Origin of the sequence: Neorhizobium sp. T6_25 (assembly GCF_002968555.1) — a bacterium.
GTDB lineage: Bacteria > Pseudomonadota > Alphaproteobacteria > Rhizobiales > Rhizobiaceae > Neorhizobium.
On record NZ_PVBL01000027.1, the window covers coordinates 65477 to 91785 of the forward strand.

Genomic DNA, 26309 nt, shown 5'->3' on the forward strand with positions numbered 1-26309 from the left:
CGCCTGAGTTAAGAGGCAAGCCGGCCCCCAAAATTAAAGGATCGCCGGCATGATCGAAAGTGTTTCGGGGGCGACCGAGGCTACCCCGCCCAGTGTACCCTCCGCCGCGCCTCACGTCGCGGCGCCTTCCGCTGCCTCCTCGGCAGCCTCGATCTCGGCGACACTTGCGGCCGGACAGGTCGCGACCTATGCGGGCACCTGGGAAGCAGCAACCCGGCACGCAGCCGAGACCTCGGCGATCTCCGGCCGATCGGGAAACATGCATGCGCGAAGCCTGGAGGCCGTGGACGATGTCGTGGTCCGCAATCTTCTCGACAGCCTGTCGCCTTCGAGCCGAATCGCCGGCAGTTTCTTCCTCGCCGACGGCGAAGAACCGGCACCACGCTCGCTGATCGCCACCTATTACGAAGACGTGTGACCGGAGACGTTTCCGGACGACCCGACATCACGCAAACGCGTATCGCGGGAGCACCCGCCCACGCCTATGATCTCCAGACCCTGCCCTCGGAGATTCTTCCATGAAATTCACTCGACTTGCGCTTTCGGTCATCGGCGTCCTGATGGTGGTGATCGGCCTCATCTGGATCGGCCAGGGCACCGGCGCCTTCCCCTATCCCGCCAGCAGTTTCATGATCAACCAGACGCCCTGGATCATCAGGGGCGCCGGCGTCGCGATCATCGGGCTTGCCGTCATCTGGGGCGCCCGGCGGTTCCTACGCTAGTCCGGTTGGGCGCGCTTCTCCTGCGCAGCCAAAAGGCGAAGAAGATTAACTCCAGTTCATCTAAGCCCTTCATTACAAACCTTTAATCCGCTTTCACCGGTTCGTGAGCCGGCCGGTAAAAACTTGTCTTTTTTGCGCCGCAATAGGGGCGGTTCGATGGGCCGATACCATCGAGCACAACCACAGGCGAGCGGTCACCCATGAAGAAGATCTGGATTTTTGCCGGCATTCTTGTCGTTGCCGGCGTTGCGGGCTGGGAGTTCCGCGATCGGCTTCCCTTTCTTTCATCCCTCAGCCAGCAGGCCTCGGCCGTACCCGGCGAAGGCCAGCCGCAGGGCGCGCGCCGGCGCGGCGCAGGCGGTCCACCGCCGGCGGTCAGGACCGTCGCCGCCACCCGCACCGCCCTGCCGATGGACGTCACCGCCTCGGGCGCGGCCAATGCGGACGAGAATACCACGATCGCCGCCCAGCAACCGGGTATCGTGGTCAGCATCGCGGCAACCGACGGCGCCTTCGTCAAGAGCGGCGACCTGATCGCCAAGCTCGACGACCGCACGGCCAAGGCCGCGCTCGACAAGGACAAGGCGTTTCTCGTTCGCGACCAGGCGACGCTGACCCAGGCCCAAACGGCTCTTTCCCGCGCCAACGACTTGCTGCACGGCAATGCCGGCACCCAGCAGACCGTCGATCAGGCGAAGGCCGCCCAGGATACCGCCGCCGCCACGGTGCAGAGCGACAATGCGGCGATCGCGGCCGATCAGATCGACCTCGATCATACCGATATCCGCGCGCCTTTCGACGGCAGGCTCGGCGATATCGGCATCAGCACCGGCGCCTATCTCAGCGCCGGATCGGCGGTGGTGACGATCGCCAAATACGATCCGATCTACGTGAAATTCCACCTTCCCGAAGCCTATCTCGGCCAGCTCAAGCAGGGTTCAACGGCGAAGGCGGTAGCGGTCGATGCCGTACCGCAGCGCGGCGGCACTTCGGCCAAGGGAACCTTGAGCTTCTTCGACAACTCGGTCGATCCGGCTTCGGGCACGATCCTTGCCAAGGCGCGGTTCGACAATCCGTCCGGAATGCTGTGGCCGGGGCAATCGCTGAATGTCACCGTGCATTTTGAGAGCGACGACACGGACATCGTGGTGCCGACGGTGGCGGTCAATCCGGGCGTCGACAGCCCGTTCGTCTACGCGATTGGCGACGACAGTAAGGTGCACGTGACGCCGGTGAAGGTGGCGCGCTCCAACGGTCCCGACACGGCGATTGCCAGTGGGTTGACCGAAGGCGCGCATGTGGTGGTCGAGGGCCAGGTGCAGCTCGTCGACGGCGCCACTGTCGTCGAGCAGTTCGGCAACGGCCAGAAGACGACTGACGCCAAGGGCAATGACCAGCCAGTCGAAGTGGGGGCAGCGCAATGATCCCGCAGTTCTGCATCCGCCGCCCGGTCGCCACCACGCTGCTTGCCATCGGCGCCGTGCTCGCCGGCCTTGCCGGCTATCAGCTGCTGCCGGTCGCCGCCCTGCCGCAGGTCGATTTCCCGACCATCAACGTCTCGGCGCAGCTGACCGGCGCTTCGCCGCAGACGATGGCGACGGCGGTGTCGACGCCGCTGATCAAGCAGTTCGAGACGATCCCCGGGATCAGCGAGATCAGCGCCACCAACTCGCTCGGCAATACCTCGATCGTGCTGCAGTTCGATCTCAACCGCGATATCGACGCGGCGGCGGCCGACGTGCAGGCGGCGATCTCGCATGCGACCCGGCAGCTGCCGGACAACATGACGACGCCGCCGAGCTACCGCAAGACCAACCCGGCCGATGCGCCGGTCCTGCTCCTGTCGATCCGCAGCGATACGATGCCGCGCAGCAAGATCGACGAGATCGCCGAGGACGTGCTCTCCCCCTCGCTCTCCACGCTTCCCGGCGTCGCGGAAGTGTCGATCTTCGGCGCCCAGACCTATGCGGTGCGCGTCGAGGTCGATCCCAACAAGCTGCAGGCGCGCAATCTCGGCGTCGACAACGTCACCAATGCCATCTCCACCGCCAACAGCCAGGCTCCGGTCGGTTCGCTCGAGAACAACAGCCAGCGGCTGACCATCAATGCCGATACCCAGCGCACCAATGCCGACCAGTTCCGTTCGCTGGTGATCGCCAGCCCGAACGGCGCCCCCGTCCATCTCGGCGACGTCGCCAAAGTTCAGGACAGCGTTGCGAACCTTGACGCGGGAAGCTGGTATGACGGCAACCAGTCGATCATCCTCGCCATCCAGCGCCAGCCGGATGCCAATACGGTCGATGTCGTCGATGCGGTGCGCGCCAAGCTGCCCGGACTGTCCGCCGAGCTGCCGGCCGCCGTGTCGATCAACGTCATGAACGATTCGTCGACGGCGATCCGCGCCTCGATATCGGACGTGCAATTCACGCTGATGCTGACGATCGGCCTCGTCGTGCTGGTCATCTATCTCTTCCTCGGCCGGATCACCGCCACCCTCGTTCCGGGGCTTGCCGTGCCGCTGTCGCTGATCACCACGTTCGGCGCCATGTATGTGCTCGGCTACAGTATCGACAACATCTCGCTGCTCGGACTGACGCTTGCGGTCGGCCTGGTGGTGGATGACGCGATCGTCATGCTGGAAAACATCATGCGGCATGTCGAGGACGGCATGGCGCCGATGCAGGCGGCCTTGCAAGGGGCCGGCGAAGTCAGCTCGACGATCATTTCCATGTCGGTGTCGCTGATCGCGGTGTTCATCCCGATCCTCCTGATGGGCGGGGTGGTCGGGCGGCTGTTCAACGAATTCGGCATGGTGGTGGCGCTCGCCATCGTCGCCTCGGCGGTCGTCTCGCTGACGGTGACGCCGATGCTCGGTTCGCGTCTATCCGGCGCCGAACACCACCCGGGCCTGATGGTGCGTGTCTTCGACGCCGGCTTCAGCCGCACCCTCAACGGCTATGACCGGGCGGTCGGCTGGTGCCTTCGGAACCGCGCGATCATCCTTCTCGTCTTCCTCGCCTCGGTCGGCGCCTCGGTCTATCTGTTCTGGACGCTGCCGACGAGCTTCTTTCCGCAGGAGGATATCGGCCGGCTGACGATCTCGACGCAGGCCCGCGAGGACATTTCCTATCCGGCGATGCGCGACCTGCAGGCGCAGGTGGCCGCCGCCGTGCAGAAGAACCCGGCGGTCAACCACGTCACCTCGATCGTCGGCAGCAACGGCCGCAGCTCGCTCAACAACGGCACGATCTGGGTGGAGCTAAAGGATCGGGACCAGCGTCCGCCGCTCGACCGGACGCTGCGCGAACTCCGGCAGGCGACATCCGGCTTCGCCGGCATGAAGACCTTCATCACGCCGCAGCAGAGCCTGCGCTTCGGCGGCCGCGCGACGGCCAGCCAGTACCAGCTCGTCGTGCAGGCGCTGAATGCCTCGCAGACCAGCGAATGGTCGGACAAGATCCAGACCGCGATGCGCGCCGACCGGGCACATTTCACCGACGTCACCTCCGACGCCCAGAACGACGCGATCGAGGCCAATATCAAGGTTGATCCCGAAAAGGCTGCCTCGTTCGGGATTACCGACGACGAGTTGCGCAAGACGCTGCAGATGGCCTTCGGCGGTTATACGGCCGCGGAAATCCAGTCGACCGGCGACAGCTACGACGTCATCACCGAGTTCGACAATACCCAGCAATGGAACGACCAGATGCTGCAAGGTGTCAGGGTGCTGTCCTCGAACGGCGCGCTGGTGCCGCTCTCGAATTTCGCGACGGTCGTGCGCCAGACCGCACCGGTCACCATCAACCAGACCGGCCAGCTGGTCTCGACGACCGTGTCGTTCAACCTGCCGGCCGGCGTCTCGCTCTCCGATGCGACGGCGGCAGTCGACCAGATCAAAGCAAACCTGCAGATGCCGAACGACGTGTTCACCTCCTATGGCGGCACCGCGCAGATCTTTCAGCAGAGCCAGGGCAACACGCCGATGCTGATTCTGGCTGCGGTACTCACCATCTATGTGGTGCTCGGCGTGCTCTACGAGAGCTTCATCCACCCGCTGACGATCCTGTCGGGCCTGCCGGCAGCAGCCTTCGGGGCGTTGCTGGCGCTGAAACTGTTCGGTTTCGACCTGTCGATCATCGCGCTGATCGGGCTTCTGATGCTGATCGGCATCGTCAAGAAGAACGCAATCATGATGATCGACGTGGCGGTGGAGACGATGCGCTCGAAGGGGGAAACGGCGGCGGTCGCAATCCACGAGGCTTGCGTGCGGCGCTTCCGGCCGATCATGATGACGACCTTCTGCGCCCTGCTCGGCGCGCTGCCGATCGCGCTCGGCACCGGTGCCTCCTCGGAACTGCGCCAGCCGCTGGGCATCGCTGTCGTCGGCGGGCTGATCGTTTCCCAGGCGCTGACGCTGTTCATCACGCCCGTCATCTTCGTGGAGATGGATCGGTTCGGCCGCTTCCTCGGGAAGCTTTGGACGAAGAAGGACAGGGACCTGCACGAGGCGAACGACGACGCGCCGAGGTCGATTGCGGCGGAGTGACGCCCTCTGCCCGCCGCCTGAACGGGCTGGCGGGCAGGCGTCAATGCAGGTAACCTTAATCGATAACCTGAACAACGGACTCCGTTTGCATTAGCCACCTCTAAAGCTTCTTATAGGTCGTGCAGCGTAGTACTGCGTACGCGCTGCGGCGGTCGGGCTTGGGGGTCGCCCGGCCGCTTTCAGTTTCAGGCAAGGGGCTGGAAAATCAGAAACTTTCCGCCAGTTTCGGGAAATCCCTGATCAGCCCATCCCGCACCACGAAGCTGATCGGCTCGTTCGGGTAGCGCTTGGTATCGACCAGCAGCCTGGCGAAAATGACCCGCCGTTCGTCCTTCATTGCCCAGCCGACGAACCAGCCGAGCGGGCGGGCGTAATCCACATTGCCGGCCTTGTCGCGCAGCCAGCCGGAACCGGTCTTGCCCTGGATGTCCCAGCCGTCGCCCGCCTCGAAATGCGGCACGATCGCCAGCGTCATGTCGACCGCATGTTCGGAGATCGGCAGGCCACCATTCAGGAACCGGCGCAGGAACTGGACCTGCTGGTCGGCCGAAATCTTCAGGGACGACATCAGCCAGGATTCGGTCAGGCCGTCGGTATTGCCTGGGCCGCCGGAGATATCGCGGTTGCCGTAGCCGAAGCGCTGGATGTAGTCGGCGAACTTGGGCTTGCCGAGCTTGCGGGCAATTTCCTGCGAATACCAGACGATCGATTCCTTCTCCCAGATCAGCGGATCGACATCCTTCTTCACCCGCTCCGGTCCCTTGAACTTCGCCTGGTATTTCCAGAGCGGGTTCTGGGCGTCGGTGAGGATGCCAGCATCATAGCCCATCATGGCCAAAGGCAGTTTGAAGGTCGACTGGGGATAAAAGCCCTGATCGCAGGTGCCCTCGCGGTAAAGCGCATCGCCGCTCTCCTCATCGATGATGACGGTGCAGCGGATCGGATCGGCGGCGCCAGCGGAGGTGCAATCGAGAAAAGTCGCGGTAATTCCGAGGGAAAATGCCAGAAGGAAAGAATTTCTGAAAGCCATTGCGGTGCTCCAAATGGGGTGACACGGCTTTTCTAGGTCGGCTTGTAAGCCCTAATCAAACGATGATATCTGCGGTCAGGCATGAATGAAATTAGGGCATGGCCATGGTTCGACCATATTTGCCGCTGAACGCGCTGCGGGCCTTCGAGGCGGCCGCCCGGCATCTCTCCTTCACCCGTGCGTCGATCGAACTCTGCGTCACCCAGGCCGCCGTCAGCCATCAGGTAAAGCTCCTCGAACAGCGGCTCGGCGTGATCCTGTTCCGCCGCCTGCCGCGCGGGCTGATGATCACCGAGGAAGGGTTGGCGCTGCTGCCGGCGCTGCAGGACAGTTTCGACCGCATGGCAGCCATGCTGGAGCGCTTCGAAGACGGGCATGTGCGCGAGGTGCTGAAGCTCGGTGCGGTCGGCACGCTGGCGGTCGGCTGGCTGCTGCCGCGGCTTTCCGACTTCCGGGAAAAATACCCATTCATCGACCTGAGGCTCTCGACCAACAACAACCGCGTCGACATAGCCGCCGAGGGCCTCGACTACACGATCAAGTTCGGCAACGGCGCCTGGCACGATATCGAGGCGGATCCGCTGTTCGAGGCGCCGCTGTCCGTCCTCTGCATTCCAGCGATCGCCCGCCAACTCAAGACACCGGAAGACGTGGCGCACCAGGTCCTGCTGCGTTCCTACCGCGCCGACGAATGGCCGGGCTGGTTCGAGGCGGCCCATGTCGCCCCGCCACAGATCCGCGGGCTGGTCTTCGACAGTTCCGTGCTGATGGTCGAGGCGGCGATGCAAGGGGCTGGCGTGGCGCTCGCCCCTCCCCTGATGTTCTCCCGCCAGCTTGCCGCGGGCATGATTGAGCAGCCATTTCCAATCTATATTTCCAAGGGCAGCTACTGGCTGACCCGGCTCAAATCCCGCACCGTGACGCCGGCCATGGAAATGTTCAGGAATTGGCTGTCGCAACAGGCGGCGGAGACGCGCCGGCAGCTGGAAATCTAGGGTCTTCGGGGTTGCCATCCCGCCTGCCTTGTGCGATCACCCGCCCTCTCAAAAATTCCGGGGCGCCAGAAGCGCCCTTTTCGCATTCGGAACCTGCCGGCGCATTGCCGGGGGTTCCGGTTCAATGATCTTCGATGGGTAAAAGGAGCACGGCGATGGCACGGGCGCTCGGGCTTGATTTCGGCACGACCAATACGGTTCTGGCACTGGCCGATGGCGGCAGCACAACGCATTCGATGCGTTTTTCCAGCGCCGCCGGCGAGAGCGATTCGATGCGCACGGCGCTCTCCTTCATGAAGGATCCGGTGATGGGGGCGCAGGCGCTGAAGGTCGAGGCCGGACAGGCGGCGATCCGCCAGTTCATCGACAATCCCGGCGACTGTCGATTCCTGCAGTCGATCAAGACGTTTGCGGCAAGCGCGCTGTTCCAGGGCACGCTGGTGTTTGCCCGCCGGCACGTCTTCGAGGACCTGATGGAGATCTTCCTGAAGCGCCTGAAGATCTATGCCGAGGACAACTGGCCGACCGACGTGTCGCGGGTGATCGCCGGACGGCCGGTGCATTTCGCCGGTGCCAATCCGGATCCGAAGCTGGCGACCGAGCGCTACAACGAGGCGCTGACGCGGCTTGGCTTTCCGGAAATCCACTATGTCTACGAACCGGTCGCGGCCGCCTATTACTTTGCCCAGACGCTGAAGAGCGACGCCACCGTTCTCGTCGCCGACTTCGGCGGCGGCACGACCGACTATTCGCTGATCCGCTTCGAAACCAAGGCTGGCAAGCTGACCGCCACCCCGATCGGGCATTCGGGCGTCGGGGTTGCGGGCGACCATTTCGACTACCGGATGATCGACAACCTGGTGTCCCCGGAAATCGGCAAGGGCAGCAAGTTCAAGAGTTTCGACAAGGTGCTGGACGTGCCGGCCGGCTATTACGTCAATTTCGGCCGCTGGAACCAGCTGTCGATATTCAAGGCCACGCGCGAATTCGCCGACCTGAAATCGCTGGTGCGCTCGGCGCTGGAGCCGGAAAAGCTCGAACTGTTCGTCGATCTCGTCGACCATGACGAAGGTTACCCGCTCTACCAGGCGATTTCGGCGACCAAGATGGCGCTGTCGGGAGCCGAGGAAGCGGAATTCAACTTCGCGCCGCTTGGGCGTGCCGGCCGGAAAATGGTGAAGCGCACCGATTTCGAAGGCTGGATCGCCGAGGACCTCGGCCGCATCGAAGGTGCGCTCGACGAGGTGCTGCAAAAGACCGGCACCGCGCCTTCAGAGATCGACAAGGTGTTCCTGACCGGCGGCACCTCCTTCGTGCCGGCCGTGCGGCGGATCTTCACGCAGCGATTCGACGCCGGCAAGATCGAGACTGGCGGCGAACTGCTGTCGATCGCCCACGGCCTGGCGCTGATCGGCGAGAGCGACAATGTCGCGCAATGGGCGGCTTGAGGGTACAGCTGGCTGATCTCCCCCCTTGCGGGGCAGATTAACGGGAGACTGCCGCGCCGCCGCCGTCCACATGCCATCGCCCGTTCGAGCCCAAAACCGGTTCCCTCTCGCACGCGACATGCTGTAGTGTGAATCAGATGAACCTCGTCAAAGACATGGACGCTCCCGAGCTCGCCGCCCTTCTGCATTTCTATGCGGATGCGGGCGTGGAGTGGCTTGTCGAGGATGAGCCGGTGGACCGGTTCGCGCAGTTTGCGGCCCAGAAGGCGGCGCAGGCCGATGCCAGAGCGCCCGCGTCAGCCCGGCAACAGCAGCCGACGAACCATGAGCAGGCGCCGACCTCCCAGGCAGCCGCGGCAACGCCGAAACGCACAGCTCCGACGGCGCGCGCGTCAGCACCTCCACCCGCCTCCGCGCCCGTATCGGTACCGGACGAACAGGCGGTCGCCTCGGCACGGTTTGCGGCCGAAAGCGCCCGTTCGCTCGACGAACTCAGAACCGCGCTGGAAGCCTTCAACGGCTGCAACCTGAAGAACGGCGCGCGCAACACGGTGTTTGCGAGCGGCAACCCCGCTTCCGGCATCATGGTGATCGGCCCGATGCCAAATGCGGACGACGACCGCGACGGCATTCCCTTCTCGGGGCGGCAGGGGCAGTTGCTCGACCGCATGCTCGGCGCGATCGGGCTTTCCCGCGACAACGTTCTGCTGACCAATGTCATCCCCTGGCGGCCGCCGGGGAACCGCATGCCGTCGCAGGCCGAGATGGATATCTGCCGGCCGTTCCTCGAGCGTCAGGTGGCGCTCGCGGAGCCGAAACTCCTGCTGCTCCTCGGCAACTTCCCGGCCCGTTTCTTCTTCGGCGGCAACGGGACGATCCATTCGATGCGCGGCGAATGGCGGGACATCGGTTTCGGCGGCGTGACGCTTTCGGCGATCGCCACCCTGCATCCGCAGGAACTGCTTGCGGCCCCGGCCAACAAGGCGCTCGCCTGGCAAGACCTTTTGATGTTCAAAATGCGTTTGTCGGCGCAGTGATTGCCCGCATTTCAGGCAGATTGAACCCTAATTCGGGTAAAGTTACGGAAATATGAAAAATGCCATGCAACCGGCGCATGGCAGTGCAGCGTTTTGCTGCATTGCAGAATCGATGCTGCATTGCAATATTAGGCCTGTGTCTTGGGAGGAATTCTAGGTTTAAGGAACCAAGGCCAATGACGACCCGCTTCCGCCCGATCCATTCGGGTTTCGAAACTCTTCGCATCGCCGGCCTGTCGCCGCGCTCGACGAAGGGCTATCACCATTTCGGCTCCGCGACGAACGAGCAGCTTACCTCCTGCGCCATGGCGCGCCCGGTCGGCGTCACTCGTCCGGCTTCGGTCTTCGCCGATTTCCGCGAACGTTGATCGCGCGACCCAAGGAAGCATCAGCCATGACGGCCATTTTCCACCCGATCCGCACCCTGCGCGAGAACTTTTCTCACATCGGCGCTGCCGTGAACGCCTCGCGCGAATATAGCCGCGCCGGTGCTGTCCGTGCGTCTACCGAAGCGGCCAACCCGGTCGCTGCGGCCATCCCGCTTTAAGCATCCGACTTTCTCAAGTCCCGGGGCTCAAGTCCGGGGGTCAAGCTCCGGGCGGCGAAGCCTTACGCGCCGCCTTCCGCTCGAGCCCCAATTGATGCTCGCGGTAAATGATGAAAATCCCCGCCGATACCGTGATCGCCGTCCCGACCAGCATGGCCGCCGTCGGCACATCCCCGAACAGAACATAGGCGATGCAGATCCCGAGAAGGATCGAGGTGTATTCGAACGGCGCGACCGTCGACACATCCGCATTGCGGTAGCTTTCGGTCAACAAAATCTGGCCGACGCCGCCGCAGAACCCGGAACCGATCAGGAAAAGCTTTTCCGGCATCGTCAGCTCTGCCCAGCCGAAGGGCAGGCTGAGCAGTGAAAACAGCGCACCGGACAGCGAGAAATAGAGCACGATCGTCGCCGTCTTCTCGGTGCGCACGAGCTGGCGCGTCTGGATCATCGCAAAGCCCGCCAGCACCGCCGAGAGGATGACGGAGGCGGCGCCCATCGCCTGCTCCGAGCCCATTCCGCCCTGTTCGAACATGGTGAGCTTCGGCCAGGAGATGATCACCACCCCGACCATGCCGACCATGACCGCGCTCCAGCGGTAGATACGCACCGTCTCCTTCAGGAAGATCGCGGCAAAGACGACCGCCAGGAGCGGCGAGGAATAACCGATCGCGATCGCATCCGGCATCGGCAGGTGCACCAGGCCGTAAAAACCGAAAACCATCGAGAGAATGCCGAGAAAGCCGCGTTTCACATGGCCGGTCAGGCTGTTCGTGTGGAAGGCGCCGCGCAACTCGCCCTGGAAGGCGAGATAGACCATGATCGGCACGAGCGCGAAGGCGGAACGATAGAAGGTGATCTGCCCGGCCGGGATATCGGGACCTGCGGATTTGATACAGGTCTGCATCATCACGAAGATCACCACGGAGGTGACTTTGAACATGATCCCGCGCAGGGGATTCAGGGCATCGGCGGCCATCAACAACTCATGGGGATTCTTGGGGGATTTTCGGTGGAAATCCAGTCCGCACGGACAGGGCGTTTTGGAGAGGCGATCGGGGAAGATTCAGTTTGACGGCAAAGTAACGGAAAAGTGCCGTGAGGGGGATCAAAACTGATGATAGGTCGATCAATATCCGTGACCTTGTGAAAGATTGCGCGAAATACAGCGGATCAAAATCACGCTTTATTTTAGCCAAAGTTTCAACAATCGTTTAGCATTGCGTGCAATTATCCGCGCGGCGACGGGTGTGTGTGCCAGTTCGACGGGAGTGCTGCAAAGCTCCCGACACCAATTTGAAGAGCCGGTTCAGGAAGCAACATGCGAACAGATACGGGCCAGATCGTTCATCTGGCAGATTACCGCCCCACCGACTTCGTCCTGGAACGCGTCGATCTGACCTTCGAGCTCGACCCAACCAACACCAAGGTTGATGCGCGGCTGATCTTCCATCGGCGCGATGGTGTCGACCCTTCGGCGCCGCTGGTGCTGGATGGCGACGAACTGGCGTTGTCCGGACTGCTGCTCGACCAGAACGAAGTGCCCGCGGCGCAATACGATGCGACGCCGGAAAGCCTGACGATCCGCGACCTGCCGGCCGACGTTCCCTTCGAAATCACCGTCACCACCTTCATCAATCCGGAAGCCAACACCCAGCTGATGGGTCTCTATCGGACCAACGGCATCTACTGCACCCAATGCGAGGCGGAAGGCTTCCGCCGCATCACCTATTTCCCGGACCGGCCGGACGTGCTGGCGCCATATACGATCACCATCATCGGCGACAAGGCCGCCAACCCGGTCATGCTGTCGAACGGCAACTTCCTGGGCGGCGCCGGTTACGACGAGGGCCGCGCGTTTGCCGCCTGGTTCGACCCGCATCCGAAGCCGAGCTATCTCTTCGCGCTGGTCGCCGGCGATCTCGGGGTTGTCGAGGACACGTTCGTCACCATGTCCGAGCGCGAGGTGACGCTGAAGATTTATGTAGAGCATGGCAAGGAGGCACGCGCGGCTTATGCCATGGACGCGCTGAAGCGCTCGATGAAGTGGGACGAGGAGCGGTTCGGCCGCGAATACGACCTCGACATCTTCATGATCGTCGCCGTGTCCGACTTCAACATGGGGGCGATGGAGAACAAGGGCCTCAACGTCTTCAACGACAAATACGTGCTGGCCGACTCGGAAACCGCGACCGACCAGGACTACGCCAATATCGAGGCGATCATCGCCCACGAGTATTTCCACAACTGGACCGGCAACCGCATCACCTGCCGCGACTGGTTCCAGCTTTGCCTCAAGGAAGGCCTGACGGTCTATCGCGACCACGAATTCTCCGCCGACCAGCGTTCGCGCGCGGTGAAGCGCATCGCCGAGGTGCGGCACCTGAAATCAGAGCAGTTCCCGGAAGACGCAGGTCCGCTCGCGCATCCGGTCCGCCCGACCAAATACCGCGAGATCAACAACTTCTACACGACCACGGTCTACGAAAAGGGTTCGGAAGTCACCCGCATGATCGCCACGCTTCTCGGCCGTGACGACTTCAAGGCGGGCATGGACCTCTATTTCGAGCGCCACGACGGGCAGGCCGCGACGGTCGAGGATTTCGTCAAGTCGTTCGAGGATGCGAGCGGACGCGACCTTACGCAGTTCTCGCTCTGGTATCACCAGGCCGGCACGCCTCTGGTCACGGTGTCGAGCGACTACGACCAGGCAAGCGGCACCTTCAAGCTGTCGCTCGAGCAGATGATCCCGGCGACCCCCGGCCAGACGGCCAAGGAGCCGATGCACATCCCGCTCTCCTTCGCGCTCATCCTCGACAACGGCTCGGCGGCAGTGCCGACCAAGGTCGCGGGCGGCGAAGTCACCGGCGACGTCCTGCATTTGACCGAGCGCCGGCAGACCTTCGCCTTCTCGGGCATTTCCTCCCGTCCTGTCCTGTCGCTCAACCGTTCGTTCTCGGCACCGATCAACCTGCATCTCGACCAGACGCCGGCCGATCTTGCCCATATCGCCCGCCACGACGCCGACCTCTTCGCCCGCTGGCAGGCGCTGACCGATCTTGCCCTGCCGAACCTGATGCAGGCGGCGCGCAACGCGCGTGACGGCAAGAAAATCACCTGCGACCCGTCTTTCGTCGCGGCCCTTCTGGAAGCCGCAGGCGACGAGACTTTGGAACCCGCCTTCCGCGCCCAGGCGCTGACGTTGCCGAGCGAGGCCGACATCGCCCGCGAACTCGGCGGCAACAACGACCCCGATGCGATCCATGCCGGCCGCCACGCCATTCTTTCGGAGATCGCCAAGGCCGGAACCAGGACTTTCCTGCGCCTGTTCGAGGACATGAAAGTCAAGGGCGCCTTTACGCCGGATGCGGCAAGCGCCGGCAAGCGCTCGCTGCGCAACACCGCCCTGTCCTACCTCACCTACGCGGAAGGAACGCCAGCCCGCGCGGCCGGAGCCTTCGCATCCGCCGACAACATGACCGATCTCGCCCAGGCTCTCGCGGTGCTCGCCCATCGTTTCCCGGACGCGCCGGAAACGACAGACGCGCTCGCCACGTTCCTCGCGCGCTTCGACGGCAATGCTCTTGTCGTCGACAAGTGGTTCTCGACCCAAGCGACCATTCCCGGCGCGGGCGCGCTTGCCCGCGTCAGGGCGCTGATGGAAAACCCGCGCTTCATCGCCAGCAATCCGAACCGGGTGCGCTCGCTGATCGGTACGTTCGCCTTCGGCAATCCGACCGGCTTCAACCGCGCCGATGGCGAAGGTTACCGGTTCCTGGCCGAGCAGATCCTGGCGATCGATCCGCGCAATCCGCAGCTCGCGGCCCGGATCCTGACCTCGATGCGTTCGTGGCGGTCGCTGGAACCCCAGCGCGCCGACCATGCCCGCGCGGCGTTGACCACGATCGAACAGGCTGCAACGCTTTCGACCGACGTGCGAGACATCGTCGAGCGGATGCTGAAAAGCTGAGCCTGAGGCGCCGGCTTCAAGCGCCGGCGCATTTTTCCAGGAAGCGGGAAACCAGCGAGCGGCAATAGTCGGTCGTCAGCTCGCGGTCACCGAACAGGATGTGGTAAATGATCGGCGCGACGACGACGTCGATCGCTTCGCTCACGTCGAAGGCTTTCTCGCCGCGCGTCAGGGCGCGCTCGCGCAAGGTCTCCAGGTGATCATAGGTGAACTGGCAGCAGCGGCCCGCTGCGGCGCCTTCCATGCTGCCAAGCACATCCGCCAGCATCGAGCGTCCGACCTTCGACGACATCTCCTCCGCATATTGAAGAATGAAGGTTTCGAGGTCGGAGCCCATCGCGCCGGTATCTTCCGGGTCGGCGACCGGCCGCATGCGCGCGACCGCGACATCCGCCAGGAGTTCCGACAGATCCCCCCAGCGGCGATAGATGGTCGACGGCGTCACGCCGGATTTTTCCGCAATCATCGGCACGGTGATCTCGCCGCGATCCATGGTCTTCAGCAGATCCTGAACCGTGCGGTGCACCTCCGACTGTATGCGGGCACTGCGCCCACCCTGGCGCACCATTTCCCTGGCCAATCTGTTCTCCTTGCCGGCACGTGCCGGAGATATAAAATTCCTTAATGCAAAGATATTGCATTAATCCAGCAATGCAACTATATCCGGCTAACGCTAAAAATTTGCGTTAAGGTGAACCGCCATGAGCAGCATCCTCCCCTCGCCCAATTCCCCGTCAGCTTTCCGGATGACGGTCTACAGTTTCATATTCGCGGTGCTGATCTCCGCGACCAGCAGCGCGCCGACGCCGCTCTACCATCTCTACCAAGAGCTCTTCCATCTCTCTCCGGCGATGATCACCCTGATCTTCGGTTCCTACTCTTTCGCGCTGCTCGCGGCGCTTTTGACCGTCGGCGGGCTTTCTGACTATCTCGGGCGCCGCCCGCTGATCCTGCTGGCACTGATCATCAACGCCGCGGCGCTGATCGTCTTCATGCTGGCTGAATCGGGCACGATGCTGCTCGTCGGCCGTATCGTCCAAGGTTTCGCGACCGGCATCGCCTTCCCGACCTTCGGGGCGACCATCCTCGATACCGACAAGCGCAGAGGGCCGACACTCAACAGCATCACCGCCTTCCTCGGCCTGATGGTCGGCACGCTTGCCGGCGGCACGCTCGTCGCCTTCGCACCCGCTCCGACGCACCTCATCTATGCGCTTCTTTTCATCGTGACGGTGGCCGGCATCATCGCGCTTGCCTTCATGCCGGAGACCATCACCGGACGGCCGGGTGCGCTCGCCGCCATGCGTCCGCATATCAGCGTGCCGCCGCGGGCCCGCGCGACGCTGCTCAAGGTCACGCCGGTCAATGTCGCCGGCTGGGCGCTCGGCGGCTTCTATCTGTCGCTGATGCCGACGCTGGTTGCGGTTGCGACCGGCATTACCTCGCCCTTCGTCGGCGGTACGGTGGTCGCGACGCTGATGCTGAGCGCCACCGCCTCGGTCTTCCTGTTCCGCGCATGGACGCCGCAGCGGGTTCTCTCGACCGGCACGACCGCGCTGATGATCGGCGTCCTGATCACCCTCTCCGGCGTACACCTGCAGGCGGTCTGGCTTCTCTTCCTCGGCACGGCGGTGGCCGGTCTCGGGTTCGGATCGATCTTCTCGAACATTCTGAAGATCGTCCTGCCGCTTGCCGAGAGCCACGAACGGGCCGGCCTGTTCGCAGCCTTCCTGGTCGAGAGCTACCTCGCCTTTTCGATCCCGGCCATTGTCGCCGGACTGATCGCGCCGTCGCTTGGCCTCTCCAATACCGCGTATGTCTATGGCGGTGCAATCATCACGCTGGCGGTGATTTCGATCGCGGCCACCCGCACCAACCTTTCCGAAAGCCCGGCCGTCTCCTGAGACGGCCGGTTTGCCGCCCCCGCGGGACTCTTCCGATTCGCAATTGAATCAAATCGTTAAAAAAATCTTAGCAAGCCTCTGGACACGAAGAATCACTAATGATTCATTAAGGCAGATTCGGGCGAGCGGCGCGCCGAATCACCATGAGGGACACCATGAAAACCATGTCGGACGTGCAGCGGGTAACCGCGGCCGAGGGGCGGCTGCGTCTAAAATTTCCAAGCCTTGGAAATTTGCGGCGGGTCATCCCGGATGAGGCCCGACTCTCCGTCAAGCCCATCGCGCGGCAGATGCCGCGGGTGGAACTCGTTCTCAAGCGTTCGATCCCTCTTCTTATCATCGCCTTCCTCACCGTCGTTGCCGCATCGCGCATTCTCGGCATCGTCTCCGAATACACGCGGATGGAAGATGCCGCACGGCAGGCGACCGCGCTGATGGCGGCCACCGCGAGTGCTGCCTTCTCAGGCGACGCAACGGCACTCATCGGTCGGGACCGCGCCGCCGCGGAAAAACGCCTTGGTACCTTTCTGCCGCAGGAACGCTTGGAGGCCGAGGCCTTCTTCCTCTTCGTCGACGAAACCGGCCGGATCTTCGGCGGGACCAAGCAGGCCGCCAGCTATGTCGGCAGGCGCCTGACCTCCGTCCTGCCGGAAACCGCGGCGCTGCGGCGGTTCGGCGACGAGAGCGGTGTGATCGAGACCTATTTCGGCGAAGTTCCGCACTATGCGGCCATCGAGATGGTCGGCAGCGAAGGCGCGCTGATCGTGGCGGCCTATTCGCTGGAGAGCATCAATCTGGCATGGCGCCACGACGTGTCCCTCAACGTCACGCTCTTCACCGGCATTTCGGCGATCCTGCTGGTCATCCTCTACGCCTATTACATGCAGGTGAAACGCGCCCGAGAGGCTGACGAAACCTTCGTCGAATCCAATCTGCGCATCGAGACGGCGCTGTCGCGTGGCCGTTGCGGGCTGTGGGATTTCGACGTCAGCAACCGGCGCCTGTTCTGGTCGGGTTCGATGTACGAGATGCTCGGCCTGCCGCCTGCCGGCAACGTGATCTCGTTTACCGACGCGGCACGAATGATGCATCCGACCGACGGCAATATCTACGCGCTCGCCCGCGCCATCAGCCGCGGAAATGCCAAGCAGGTCGACCAGGTTTTTCGCATGCGCCATGCGGCCGGCCACTATGTCTGGATGCGCGCCCGCGCCCAGCTGGTGAAGACCAGCCAGGGGCGCACCCACGTCATCGGCATCGCCATGGACGTCACTGAGCAGCACCGCCTCGCCCAGCGTTACGCCGAGGCCGACCAGCGTCTTGCGGACGCGATCGAATGCACGTCCGAAGCCTTCGTGCTCTGGGACAAGAACGACCGCCTGGTGATGTGCAACACCCATTTCCAGCAGGCTTACGGCCTGCCGGACAGCGTGCTGGTGCCCGGCACCGAGCGTCACGCCGTCAACGCCGCCGCCGCGCGCCCGGTCATCGAGCGCCGCGTCGCCGATCCGGACGGCAGCGGCCTTTCGCGCACCACGGAAGTGCAGCTCGCCGACGAGCGCTGGCTGCAGATCAACGAGCGCCGCACCCGTGATGGCGGCCTGGTCTCGGTCGGCACCGACATCACGCTGCTGAAGCGCCACCAGGAGCGGCTGCGCGACAGCGAGCGCCGGCTGATGGCAACGATCGGCGACCTCTCCTCCTCGCAGAAGAAACTGGAGCGCCAGAAGTCCGAGCTTTCGATCGCCAACGCCAATTATCAGGCGGAAAAGGACCGTGCGGAGGCCGCCAACAAGGCCAAGTCGGAATTCCTCGCCAATATGTCGCATGAACTCAGGACCCCGCTCAACGCCATCCTCGGTTTCTCGGAAATCCTGACGAACGGCATGTTCGGACCGCTCGGCTCGCCGAAATATTCGGAATATTCCAAGGACATCCACGACAGCGGCAAACATCTCCTCAACGTCATCAACGACATTCTCGACATGTCGAAGATCGAGGCCGGCCACATGCGCATCCAGTGCGAGGCGGTCGACCTGAAGCCGCTGATCGAGGAAAGCCTCCGCCTCACCTCGATCTCGGCCCAGGACAAGCAGATCGCCATCCATCAGCGCCTCTGCGACAGCCTCCACATGGTGGCCGATCGCCGCGCACTGAAGCAGGTGATGCTCAACATCCTCTCCAACGCGGTCAAGTTCACCAACCACGGCGGCAGGATCGAACTGCGTGCCCGCAAGATGGAAAAAGGGGTGCTGCTGACGATCGCTGATACCGGCATCGGCATTCCGCTGGAAGCGCTCAACAAGATCGGCCAGCCGTTCGAGCAGGTGCAGAGCCAGTATGCCAAGAGCAAGGGCGGCTCGGGATTGGGACTTGCCATTTCCCGCTCGCTGATCGGCCTGCACGGCGGCAAGATGCGGATCCGTTCACGGGTCGGCGAAGGCACCGTCGTCTCGCTGCTGATCCCTGACCAGCCGATGCTGGTCGGCCGCAAGCGAGTGGCCTGAGGTCGACCGCGAAACCAGATGAGGGGCGGAGGCGCCCTCACTTCCGGACGACCGACTGGAATATTCCCCGCACCGCCTTCGAAAGCCGCTTTACCTCGCCCTCCAGCGTGCGGATATCCGGGCAATCCCCTGCCCGGCAGACGCGCTCGACGAGCCCTGCGGGCGCCTCGCCCGGATCGAACGGTCCGTCGACGCAGAGCCGGACGATCTGCGAAAGCTCGGTGAAAAGCCGTAACGCCTCGACGCAGATATCGAGATCGGCCGGCTTCATCAGCTTTTCGCCGAGCGCCTTCAGGGCTTCTTCCGTGCTGAAACCATAGGTATCGAGCGTCATGCCCCTGGCCGGCGCTATCAGCCGCAGATACTGGGCGATGAACTCGATATCGATCAGGCCGCCGGGAATGAGCTTGAAATCCCAGATATCGCGCGGCGGCTTTTCCTTCTCGATCAGCTCGCGCATCTCGGCCACGTCTTTGGCGACGTTGGCGATATCGGGCTTGGTCGACAGCACTTCGCGGATCAGGCCTTTCGCCTCGTCGACAAGGCTTTCCTCGCCGCAGATCAGCCGGGCGCGGGTGAGCGCCATGTGTTCCCAGGTCCAGGCCTCCTGGCGCTGGTATTTTCCGAAGGCGTTGATGCGGGTGGCAACCGGCCCCTTGTTGCCCGACGGCCTCAAGCGCAGGTCGACCTCGAAGATCACGCCCTCGGCCATCGGCGCCGAAAGCGCTGCGACCAGCCGCTGCGTCAGGCGGGTAAAATAGCGGCTGGAATCGAGCGGCTTGTTGCCTTCGCTTTCCGGCGCCTCGCTATCGTAATCGTAGAGAAGGATGAGATCGACGTCGGAACCGGCAGTCAGTTCGAAACTGCCGAGCTTGCCCATGCCCATGACGGCGACGCGGCCGCCCGGATAAAGGCCATGGGCGCTGCGGATCTCCGCCGTCACCGCCTTGAGCGCCGCATCGATCAGGAGGTCAGCGAGATGGGTGAAGGCACGTGCCGCCTGGGCACCCGAGATCGCCCCGGTTAGCAGCCGGATGCCGATCAGGAAACGCTGCTCGGCCGCAAAGATGCGCAGCCGGTCGAGCTTTTCCTCGTAGTGCCGGCCGGCGGTCAAGAATGCCTCCAGGCGATAGGAGAGATAGTCGCGGGTCGGCAATTCGGCCATCAGGCCGGGATCCAGCATGCCGTCGAAGACATGCGGCTTGGAGGCGATAATATCGGCAAGCCGCGGCGCCGAGGACATGATCGTGACGATGAGCGCCAGCAGCGGCGGATTGTTACCGATCAGCGAGAAGAGCTGGATGCCGGCCGGCAGACCCTTCAGAAAACTGTCGAACCGTAGCAGCGCCTCGTCGGCACGCTTGCTCTCGCCGAACGCCGTCAGCAGCGCCGGCATCAGCTCGGTCAGCCGCTCGCGCGCCTCGGCCGATTGGGTGGCGCGGTAGCGGCCATAATGCCAGGTGCGGATGACGCGGGAAATATCGGCCGGGCGTTCGAAGCCGAGCGAGGCGAGCGTCTTCAACGTGCCCGGATCGTCCTGCTGGCCGGTGAAGACAAGATTGCCGTCGCCGCCGGACAGTTTTGCCTCCTGTTCGAACAGCCGGGCATACCGTTTTTCGACAGTCTTCAGCACATGTTCCAGCCTGGCGGAAAAGCTGGCGGTATCGGCAAAGCCAAGCATGAAGGCGATACGCTTCAGTTCGGGCTCGGTTTGCGGCAGGTTATGGGTCTGTTCGTCGTGGACCATCTGGATGCGGTGTTCGACATCGCGCAGGAACCAGTAGGCCTCGGTCAATTCGGCGGCGATATCAGGCGCGATCCACCGCGCCTCGGCGAGCGCCTTCAGCGCCGCTTCCGTTTCGCGCGCCCGCAGGGGCGGCATGCGGCCGCCGGCGATCAGCTGCTGGGTCTGGGCGAAGAACTCGATCTCGCGGATGCCGCCACGGCCGAGCTTGACGTCATGGCCCTTCACGGCGATCGCGCCGTGGCCCTTGTGCACGTGGATCTGCCGCTTGATCGAATGGATGTCGGCGATCGCCGCATAATCGAGATATTTGCGAAACACGAAGGGCGTCAGCAGCCGCATGAAGTTTTCGCCGGCGGCAATGTCGCCTGCGATCGGCCGCGCCTTGATGAAGGCCGCCCGCTCCCAATTCTGGCCGCGGCCCTCGTAGTAGATCAGCGCCGCATCGAGCGAGACGGCGAGCGGCGTCGAGCCGGGATCCGGGCGCAGGCGCAGGTCGGTGCGGAACACGTAGCCGTCTGCCGTGCGTTCCTGCAGGATGCGGATCAGCCGCCGCATCATCCGGCCGTAGACTTCCGACCCGTCGAGCGGATCGGCAAGGATGCCCGTTTCAGGGTCGAAGAAGACGACGATATCGATATCGGAGGAATAGTTGAGCTCGCGGCCGCCGAGCTTGCCCATGCCGAGTACGATCAGGCCCGAGTCCATGCTCGGTTCTTCGAGGTCGGCGAGCTTCAGTTTGCCGCTCTCATGACCGGCGACCAGAAGGTGGTCGATCGCCGCCGCGACGGAGGCTTCCGCAAACAGGCTAAGCCAGCGCGTCGTGTCCCTGGCGGAAAAGATACGGGCGAGATCGGCAAGCGCCACGAGGAAGCTCAAGGCCCGCTTGCCGGCACGCAGCGCGCCCATCACCTCGTTTTCGGATGGCGCCTTGCCGTCCGTCTTCTGCCAGGCCCGGCGGGCCGTATCCACCAGACGCTCCAGCGTCGGCTCCAGCGGCTCGGTGATTGCGATCGTCAAAAGCCTTGGCGTGATGACCGCGGTATCGCGCAGGTAAGGCGAGAGGGTAAAGGCAGCGACGATGAAATCCTTAAGCGCGCTGTCCTTGCCAAGCAGTTGCGCGACCGAAGGCTCGGACTTGCCGATATCCTTCAAGGCCGCCATCGCCGCCTTGGTTTCCGTCTGGTTCAGCGGGCGGATCACCTCCGCCTTCACCGTATCGAGCCGATTTCCGGTCTCCGACACTGGCACCTCCCGTGATTCTTCCCTGGCGAAACTTAGGGCTTCGGCACGGGAAAGACCATGGTGACCGTCAACCCCGGCGCCGTGGCATTCGTCTCGTCGGTGGCGGAGAGTTCCAGCGCGCCGCCATGCAGCTCCATTACCGCCTCGACCAGCGAGAGGCCGAGGCCGGTGCCAGGTTTGGAGCGGCTTTCGTCCAGGCGAAAGAACCGCTTGGTCACTTCGCCCCGCTTGTTGGCCGGGATGCCGGGGCCGTTGTCGCAGACGGAGAGCCTGAGCGTGCCGTCGCTCCTGGCAAGCTTCACGCCGATCTTCGGCGTCTGGCTTCCCTCGGAAGCATATTTGATCGCATTGTCGAGGAGATTGAAGATCGCCTGCCCGATGAGCTCCCGGTTGCCGGTAACCACGAGACCCGGTTCGAGTTCGGTGGTGAGCGACAGGCCGGCCTCCTCTGCCGCCGGCTCGTAGAGTTCGGCGCTGTCGGCGGAGATCGCCGACAGATCGACATCGGACATTTCCGCGGCGATCGAGCCCGCCTCGACACGGGAGATCATCAGCAGCGCGTTGAAGGTGCGGATAAGCTGGTCGGATTCGGCGATGATGCCTTCGAGGGCCGTCCGGCGCACGTCCGCACGATCCTCGCCCAGCGCATCGGCTGCCTTGTTGCGCAATCTCGTCAGCGGCGTCTTCAGGTCGTGGGCGATGTTGTCGGAAACCTGGCGCAGACCCTCGTTCAGCTTCTCGATGCGTCCGAGCATGGCGTTCAGCGAATCCGACAGCCGATCGAATTCGTCGCCGGACTTGCCGACCGGCAGGCGCTGCGAAAGGTCGCCGGCCATGATCTTCTGGCTCGCCGCCGACATGCGGTCGATGCGTTTCAACGCGTTGCGGCCGATGCCGAACCAGATCACCAGCGCTCCGACGCCCATGATGGCCAATGCCACCATCAGCGCCCGGCGCACGATGCCGCGGAACCGGCTCGGGTCGCCGAGATCGCGGCCGACCAGCAGCCGCAGACCGTTGTCGAGGCGGATGACGTTGGCGGTCGCCAGATGCCGGCCGCGGCGGTCCACTTCCGTATAGGGTTCATAGGTGAAGGGAATGTCCGTCCAGCCCTGTTCGTCGAGCACGCCGGGCTGCACCGCGGCGACGTTGCCGGCAAGCATTTCGCCGTTTGGCCCCGCGATCACATAGAGGTTGGCGCCCGGCTGGCGGGCTCGCCGCTCCATCATCCGCAGGAGAAGGCTGACGCCGCCCCGTTCATAGGCGCGCTGTATCTCCTGCACTTCCTCCTGCAGCGACTGGCGCGTCTGCTGCGCCAGCAGCCGTTCGGACATCGCCGTCACGTAAATGACCAGGAAGGCCGCACACAAGGCGAAGAGCAGGATATAGAGCGCCGACAGCCGCACGGCCGTCGAGCGGAACATCAGGCGGACGCGTGCCAGCAACTCGGCTTACCCCTCGTCCTTGATCATGTAACCGGCGCCGCGGATCGTCTTCAGAAGCGGCTTTTCGAAATCCTTCTCGATCTTCGATCTCAGCCGCGAGACATGCACGTCGATGACATTGGTCTGGGGATCGAAGTGATAGTCCCAGACGTTTTCGAGCAGCATGGTTCGGGTCACCACCTGGCCGGCATTCTTCATCAGATATTCGAGCAGGCGGAATTCGCGCGGCTGCAGCAGCACTTCCTTGCCGGCGCGCTTCACTTCGTGCGACAGCCGATCAAGCTCCAGGTCGCCGACCCGGTAGACCATGTCCTGTTCCGGCGTGCCCTTGCGGCGGCCGAGCACTTCGACGCGGGCGAGAAGCTCGGAGAAGGCGTAGGGCTTCGGCAGATAGTCGTCGCCGCCGGCGCGCAGGCCGGTCACGCGGTCGTCCACCTGGCCGAGCGCCGAAAGGATCAGCACAGGCGCATTGATGCCGCGCTTTCTCAGTTCGCTGATGACGGACAGCCCGTCGCGGCGCGGCAGCATGCGGTCGATGACCATCACGTCGTAGGAATTCTCGGTTCCCATGAACAGACCGCTCTCGCCGTCGCTTGCATGGTCGACCACTATCCCGGCCTCGCGAAAGGCCTTGGTCATGTAGGCTGCCGCCTCCAAGTCGTCTTCTATCACCAGAATCTTCATGTGCGGGACAATAGCGTCCGCGCCTGTCTTTGCACTACGGGAATCTGCGGTGCCGGCAGAATATCGGGTATCCGTCTCCATCACTCGCTCCATGGAAAGAAGAAGGGCGCCGACCGTTGCCGGCGGCGCCCTGACCTTGCGACCTGTTTGAGAAATCAGCCTTCGTTGATCGGCAGGGCGACGAAGCGGCTGGTGTTGTTTTCACCGGCCACCTGGAACAGCGCGCGGGTGCGGCCGTCCTTGCGGGCCTGGTCGAGAACCTTGCCGACATCGGCGGCGCTGGTGACCTTGCGGTTGTTGACCGAGACGATCTTTTCCCCGGTCTTCAGGCCGCGGGCAGCGGCTTCGCTATCCGGATCGACGTCGGTGACCGAGAGACCGGAACCGTCCTCGGCCGGAGCGACAGTGATACCGAGGCTGGCAAGCGCCTTGTCGCTGGAGGGCGCCGGAGCGTCGGGCTGCTTCGGCGTGGCCGCGGCGGCTTCGTCGCTCTGGAGATTGCCGAGCGTGACCGGGATCTTCTGCGCCTTGCCGTCGCGCCACAGGTCAACATCGACCTTGGTGTTGGGGCCGAAGGCGGCAACGCGCTTGGCGAGGTCACGGGCATCCTTGATCGGCTGACCGTTGACGGCGGTGATGACGTCGCCTTCCTTGATGCCGGCCTTCTGGCCCGGCGAGCCTTCCTGCGGAGCGACGACGAGGGCGCCGGTCGCTTCCTTGAGGCCAAGCGAGTCGGCGATATCCTGGGTGACCGGCTGGATCTGCACGCCGAGCCAGCCGCGATCGACCTTGCCGTCCTTCATCAGGTCGGCAACGACGTCCTTGGCGGTGGAAGACGGGATCGCAAAGGCGATGCCGACATTGCCGCCCGACGGCGAGAAGATCGCGGTGTTGATGCCCACCACTTCGCCGGAGAGGTTGAAGGTCGGGCCGCCGGAATTGCCGCGGTTCACGGCCGCATCAACCTGGATATAATCGTCATAGGGGCCGGAGCCGATGTCGCGGCCGCGAGCCGAAACGATGCCTGCGGTGACCGTGCCGCCAAGGCCGAACGGGTTGCCGACGGCAACCACCCAGTCGCCGACGCGGACCTTCGAGTCATCTGCGAAGTTGACATAGGTGAACTTGCGGCTGGTGGCGTCGACCTTGAGGACTGCGAGATCGGTACGGCTGTCCTTGCCGACCAGCTTGGCTTCGAGTTCCGTGCCGTCGTTCAAAACGACCGTGTAGGCGGAACCATCCGAAACGACGTGATTGTTGGTAACGACATAGCCGTCTTCGGAGATGAAGAACCCGGAGCCCTGTGCCGCCGGGCGCAGGCGGTGAGGACGGTTGCTATCCGGCCCCCGCGGGCCATTGCGGTCGGCGCGATCCTGGTTGCGGTTGTTGCGGTCGCCCGGAGCACCGGGAGCGCCCGGCACCTGGCCGCCGAATTCACGGAAGAACCGCTTCAGCGGATGGTCATCGGGAAGCTGGTCGAAGCCGCGGCCGCCGAAACTGAACGAACTGGTGTCATCGGAAACGGGCTGGGCGTCGGACTGGACGCGCACGGAAACGACGGCAGGGGAAACGGCCGAAACGACATCGGCAAAGCTCGGGGCCTGCGGTGCGGTGACGCTGACCGGAGCAGCAAGGGACTGCGTGACCTGAGCCGGGATGCCGCTCGAGAGCATGACCGCGGCAAGACCAGCAACCGTGGTGGTCTTCAAGACGGTCTTCAGAGAGGGACGTCCGATATTGCGCATGTTTTAAGCTACCTTCTTCTCTTCAGTCATTTTGGCTGGAGGTCAGCCAGGCGGTGGATGACAAGAGATATAGGCGCTCGCAGGTTAACTGCAGGTGGCGGACGAATGAAATATTGGTAATGTTTGGGGTGGTCTGTTTCGGCCGCCTATTTTTTTAAAAGCTCTTCGATGCGCGCCTGTTCCTCGGCGGAGAGCGCCGCAACCGCGCGTTGGCTGGGCCGCGTGCGGACAAAAACCAGGATCGCCACGCCACCGACCAGCAGTAGCAGGACGGGAGTGGCCCACAGGATCATCGTCTTGGCGCTGAGCCGCGGCTTCAGGAGGACGAACTCGCCGTAGCGGGACACGACGTAGTCTATCACCTGATCGTCCGTGTCGCCGTTCGCCAGCCGCTCGCGCACCAGCACCCGCAGGTCGCGGGCAAGCTCCGCATTGGAGTCGTCGATCGACTGGTTCTGGCACACCATGCAGCGCAACTGCGCCGAAAGATTTCGGGCGCGCTGCTCGAGCACGGGGTTGGAGAGCACCTCGTCGGGGTTGACGGCAAAGGCCGGGAGGGGGGCGAGGAAGACAAGAAAAAGCAGAAGGAACGAGAAAAGTCCCCTTCTGGCCTGCCGGCCATCTCCCCCACAAGGGGGGAGAAAACTCGTGGCGACGCCTCGAATCCATCTCAAGGGTACAATGGAGCGGGGAAGCCCCTCCCCCTTGTGGGGGAGATGGCCGGCAGGCCAGAAGGGGAC

Annotated in this window: 20 protein-coding genes; 12 read left to right on the plus strand and 8 right to left on the minus strand. The window is 63.6% G+C overall.

What is annotated here, in order from left to right; translation table 11 throughout:
* Positions 1 to 49 precede the first annotated feature (49 nt).
* From C5L10_RS27225 to C5L10_RS27240, 4 genes are all read left to right on the plus strand, one after another.
* The gene (locus tag C5L10_RS27225) at positions 50 to 418 is read left to right on the plus strand and encodes a hypothetical protein (RefSeq protein WP_105432208.1); all 369 of its coding nucleotides are present in this window, start codon (positions 50 to 52) and stop codon (positions 416 to 418) included.
* Positions 419 to 518: 100 nt separating this feature from the next.
* On the plus strand, positions 519 to 722 hold the full coding sequence (locus C5L10_RS27230; RefSeq protein WP_046637548.1) for a hypothetical protein: 204 nt from the start codon (positions 519 to 521) through the stop codon (positions 720 to 722).
* Positions 723 to 922: 200 nt separating this feature from the next.
* Positions 923 to 2146 carry an efflux RND transporter periplasmic adaptor subunit gene (locus C5L10_RS27235; protein WP_105432209.1) on the plus strand — a complete coding sequence of 408 codons (1224 nt, stop codon included), beginning with the start codon at positions 923 to 925 and terminating at the stop codon, positions 2144 to 2146.
* The gene (locus C5L10_RS27240) at positions 2143 to 5268 is read left to right on the plus strand and encodes an efflux RND transporter permease subunit (protein WP_105432210.1); all 3126 of its coding nucleotides are present in this window, start codon (positions 2143 to 2145) and stop codon (positions 5266 to 5268) included. The genes C5L10_RS27235 and C5L10_RS27240 overlap by 4 nt, the downstream gene beginning before the upstream one ends.
* Positions 5269 to 5473: 205 nt before the next feature.
* Here C5L10_RS27240 and blaOXA read toward each other — a convergent pair whose 3' ends face one another.
* On the minus strand, positions 5474 to 6298 hold the full coding sequence (gene blaOXA, locus C5L10_RS27245; protein WP_105432211.1) for a class D beta-lactamase: 825 nt from the start codon (positions 6296 to 6298) through the stop codon (positions 5474 to 5476).
* 104 nt (positions 6299 to 6402) lie between these two features.
* Here blaOXA and C5L10_RS27250 point away from each other — a divergent pair, with 104 nt between their 5' ends.
* The 5 genes from C5L10_RS27250 to C5L10_RS33870 all read left to right on the plus strand — a co-directional run bounded on the left by C5L10_RS27250 (position 6403) and on the right by C5L10_RS33870 (position 10325).
* Positions 6403 to 7293: a LysR family transcriptional regulator gene (locus C5L10_RS27250; RefSeq protein ID WP_105432225.1), complete on the plus strand. Its 891-nt coding sequence runs from the start codon at positions 6403 to 6405 to the stop codon at positions 7291 to 7293.
* Between the two features lie 155 nt (positions 7294 to 7448).
* Complete coding sequence (locus C5L10_RS27255; RefSeq protein ID WP_105432212.1) at positions 7449 to 8741, plus strand: Hsp70 family protein; 1293 nt, start codon at positions 7449 to 7451, stop codon at positions 8739 to 8741.
* A 137-nt stretch (positions 8742 to 8878) separates the two neighbouring features.
* Positions 8879 to 9778: a uracil-DNA glycosylase family protein gene (locus C5L10_RS27260; RefSeq protein WP_105432213.1), complete on the plus strand. Its 900-nt coding sequence runs from the start codon at positions 8879 to 8881 to the stop codon at positions 9776 to 9778.
* Positions 9779 to 9954: 176 nt separating this feature from the next.
* Entirely contained in the window at positions 9955 to 10146 is a 192-nt protein-coding gene (locus tag C5L10_RS27265) for a hypothetical protein (RefSeq protein WP_037080985.1), read from the plus strand.
* 26 nt (positions 10147 to 10172) lie between these two features.
* On the plus strand, positions 10173 to 10325 hold the full coding sequence (locus C5L10_RS33870; protein WP_172717206.1) for a hypothetical protein: 153 nt from the start codon (positions 10173 to 10175) through the stop codon (positions 10323 to 10325).
* A 40-nt stretch (positions 10326 to 10365) separates the two neighbouring features.
* Here C5L10_RS33870 and C5L10_RS27270 read toward each other — a convergent pair whose 3' ends face one another.
* Complete coding sequence (locus tag C5L10_RS27270; RefSeq protein WP_105432214.1) at positions 10366 to 11304, minus strand: DMT family transporter; 939 nt, start codon at positions 11302 to 11304, stop codon at positions 10366 to 10368.
* Positions 11305 to 11646: 342 nt separating this feature from the next.
* On the opposite strand from C5L10_RS27270, the gene pepN reads away from it, so the two are divergent.
* The gene (gene pepN / locus C5L10_RS27275) at positions 11647 to 14295 is read left to right on the plus strand and encodes an aminopeptidase N (RefSeq protein WP_105432215.1); all 2649 of its coding nucleotides are present in this window, start codon (positions 11647 to 11649) and stop codon (positions 14293 to 14295) included.
* A gap of 16 nt (positions 14296 to 14311) precedes the next feature.
* On the opposite strand, the gene C5L10_RS27280 is transcribed toward pepN, so the two are convergent.
* A complete protein-coding gene (locus C5L10_RS27280) occupies positions 14312 to 14875 on the minus strand; it encodes a TetR/AcrR family transcriptional regulator (protein ID WP_105432216.1) in 564 nt (187 codons plus the stop codon).
* A gap of 121 nt (positions 14876 to 14996) precedes the next feature.
* Here C5L10_RS27280 and C5L10_RS27285 point away from each other — a divergent pair, with 121 nt between their 5' ends.
* Both C5L10_RS27285 and C5L10_RS27290 read left to right on the plus strand, forming a co-directional pair.
* Positions 14997 to 16199 (plus strand): MFS transporter, encoded by a 1203-nt coding sequence (locus C5L10_RS27285; RefSeq protein WP_105432217.1) that lies wholly within the window; start codon positions 14997 to 14999, stop codon positions 16197 to 16199.
* A gap of 164 nt (positions 16200 to 16363) precedes the next feature.
* Positions 16364 to 18706 (plus strand): PAS domain-containing sensor histidine kinase, encoded by a 2343-nt coding sequence (locus C5L10_RS27290; protein ID WP_105432226.1) that lies wholly within the window; start codon positions 16364 to 16366, stop codon positions 18704 to 18706.
* 37 nt (positions 18707 to 18743) lie between these two features.
* On the opposite strand, the gene C5L10_RS27295 is transcribed toward C5L10_RS27290, so the two are convergent.
* The 5 genes from C5L10_RS27295 to C5L10_RS27315 all read right to left on the minus strand — a co-directional run bounded on the left by C5L10_RS27295 (position 18744) and on the right by C5L10_RS27315 (position 26153).
* Complete coding sequence (locus C5L10_RS27295) at positions 18744 to 21695, minus strand: bifunctional [glutamine synthetase] adenylyltransferase/[glutamine synthetase]-adenylyl-L-tyrosine phosphorylase (RefSeq protein WP_105432218.1); 2952 nt, start codon at positions 21693 to 21695, stop codon at positions 18744 to 18746.
* Between the two features lie 32 nt (positions 21696 to 21727).
* Positions 21728 to 23119 (minus strand): ATP-binding protein, encoded by a 1392-nt coding sequence (locus tag C5L10_RS27300; RefSeq protein ID WP_172717207.1) that lies wholly within the window; start codon positions 23117 to 23119, stop codon positions 21728 to 21730.
* A gap of 27 nt (positions 23120 to 23146) precedes the next feature.
* Entirely contained in the window at positions 23147 to 23824 is a 678-nt protein-coding gene (locus C5L10_RS27305) for a response regulator transcription factor (RefSeq protein ID WP_037081175.1), read from the minus strand.
* A 155-nt stretch (positions 23825 to 23979) separates the two neighbouring features.
* Positions 23980 to 25569: a Do family serine endopeptidase gene (locus C5L10_RS27310; RefSeq protein ID WP_105432219.1), complete on the minus strand. Its 1590-nt coding sequence runs from the start codon at positions 25567 to 25569 to the stop codon at positions 23980 to 23982.
* 146 nt (positions 25570 to 25715) lie between these two features.
* Entirely contained in the window at positions 25716 to 26153 is a 438-nt protein-coding gene (locus C5L10_RS27315) for a cytochrome c-type biogenesis protein (protein WP_105432228.1), read from the minus strand.
* Positions 26154 to 26309 lie beyond the last annotated feature (156 nt).

Coding starts and splice junctions, on each gene's coding strand:
- C5L10_RS27225 (WP_105432208.1), top strand. CDS start 50: ATGATCGAAAGTGTTTCGGGGGCGACCGAGGCTACCCCGCCCAGTGTA.
- C5L10_RS27230 (WP_046637548.1), top strand. CDS start 519: ATGAAATTCACTCGACTTGCGCTTTCGGTCATCGGCGTCCTGATGGTG.
- C5L10_RS27235 (WP_105432209.1), top strand. CDS start 923: ATGAAGAAGATCTGGATTTTTGCCGGCATTCTTGTCGTTGCCGGCGTT.
- C5L10_RS27240 (WP_105432210.1), top strand. CDS start 2,143: ATGATCCCGCAGTTCTGCATCCGCCGCCCGGTCGCCACCACGCTGCTT.
- blaOXA (WP_105432211.1), bottom strand. CDS start 6,298: ATGGCTTTCAGAAATTCTTTCCTTCTGGCATTTTCCCTCGGAATTACC.
- C5L10_RS27250 (WP_105432225.1), top strand. CDS start 6,403: ATGGTTCGACCATATTTGCCGCTGAACGCGCTGCGGGCCTTCGAGGCG.
- C5L10_RS27255 (WP_105432212.1), top strand. CDS start 7,449: ATGGCACGGGCGCTCGGGCTTGATTTCGGCACGACCAATACGGTTCTG.
- C5L10_RS27260 (WP_105432213.1), top strand. CDS start 8,879: ATGAACCTCGTCAAAGACATGGACGCTCCCGAGCTCGCCGCCCTTCTG.
- C5L10_RS27265 (WP_037080985.1), top strand. CDS start 9,955: ATGACGACCCGCTTCCGCCCGATCCATTCGGGTTTCGAAACTCTTCGC.
- C5L10_RS33870 (WP_172717206.1), top strand. CDS start 10,173: ATGACGGCCATTTTCCACCCGATCCGCACCCTGCGCGAGAACTTTTCT.
- C5L10_RS27270 (WP_105432214.1), bottom strand. CDS start 11,304: ATGGCCGCCGATGCCCTGAATCCCCTGCGCGGGATCATGTTCAAAGTC.
- pepN (WP_105432215.1), top strand. CDS start 11,647: ATGCGAACAGATACGGGCCAGATCGTTCATCTGGCAGATTACCGCCCC.
- C5L10_RS27285 (WP_105432217.1), top strand. CDS start 14,997: ATGAGCAGCATCCTCCCCTCGCCCAATTCCCCGTCAGCTTTCCGGATG.
- C5L10_RS27290 (WP_105432226.1), top strand. CDS start 16,364: ATGTCGGACGTGCAGCGGGTAACCGCGGCCGAGGGGCGGCTGCGTCTA.
- C5L10_RS27300 (WP_172717207.1), bottom strand. CDS start 23,119: ATGTTCCGCTCGACGGCCGTGCGGCTGTCGGCGCTCTATATCCTGCTC.
- C5L10_RS27305 (WP_037081175.1), bottom strand. CDS start 23,824: ATGAAGATTCTGGTGATAGAAGACGACTTGGAGGCGGCAGCCTACATG.
- C5L10_RS27310 (WP_105432219.1), bottom strand. CDS start 25,569: ATGCGCAATATCGGACGTCCCTCTCTGAAGACCGTCTTGAAGACCACC.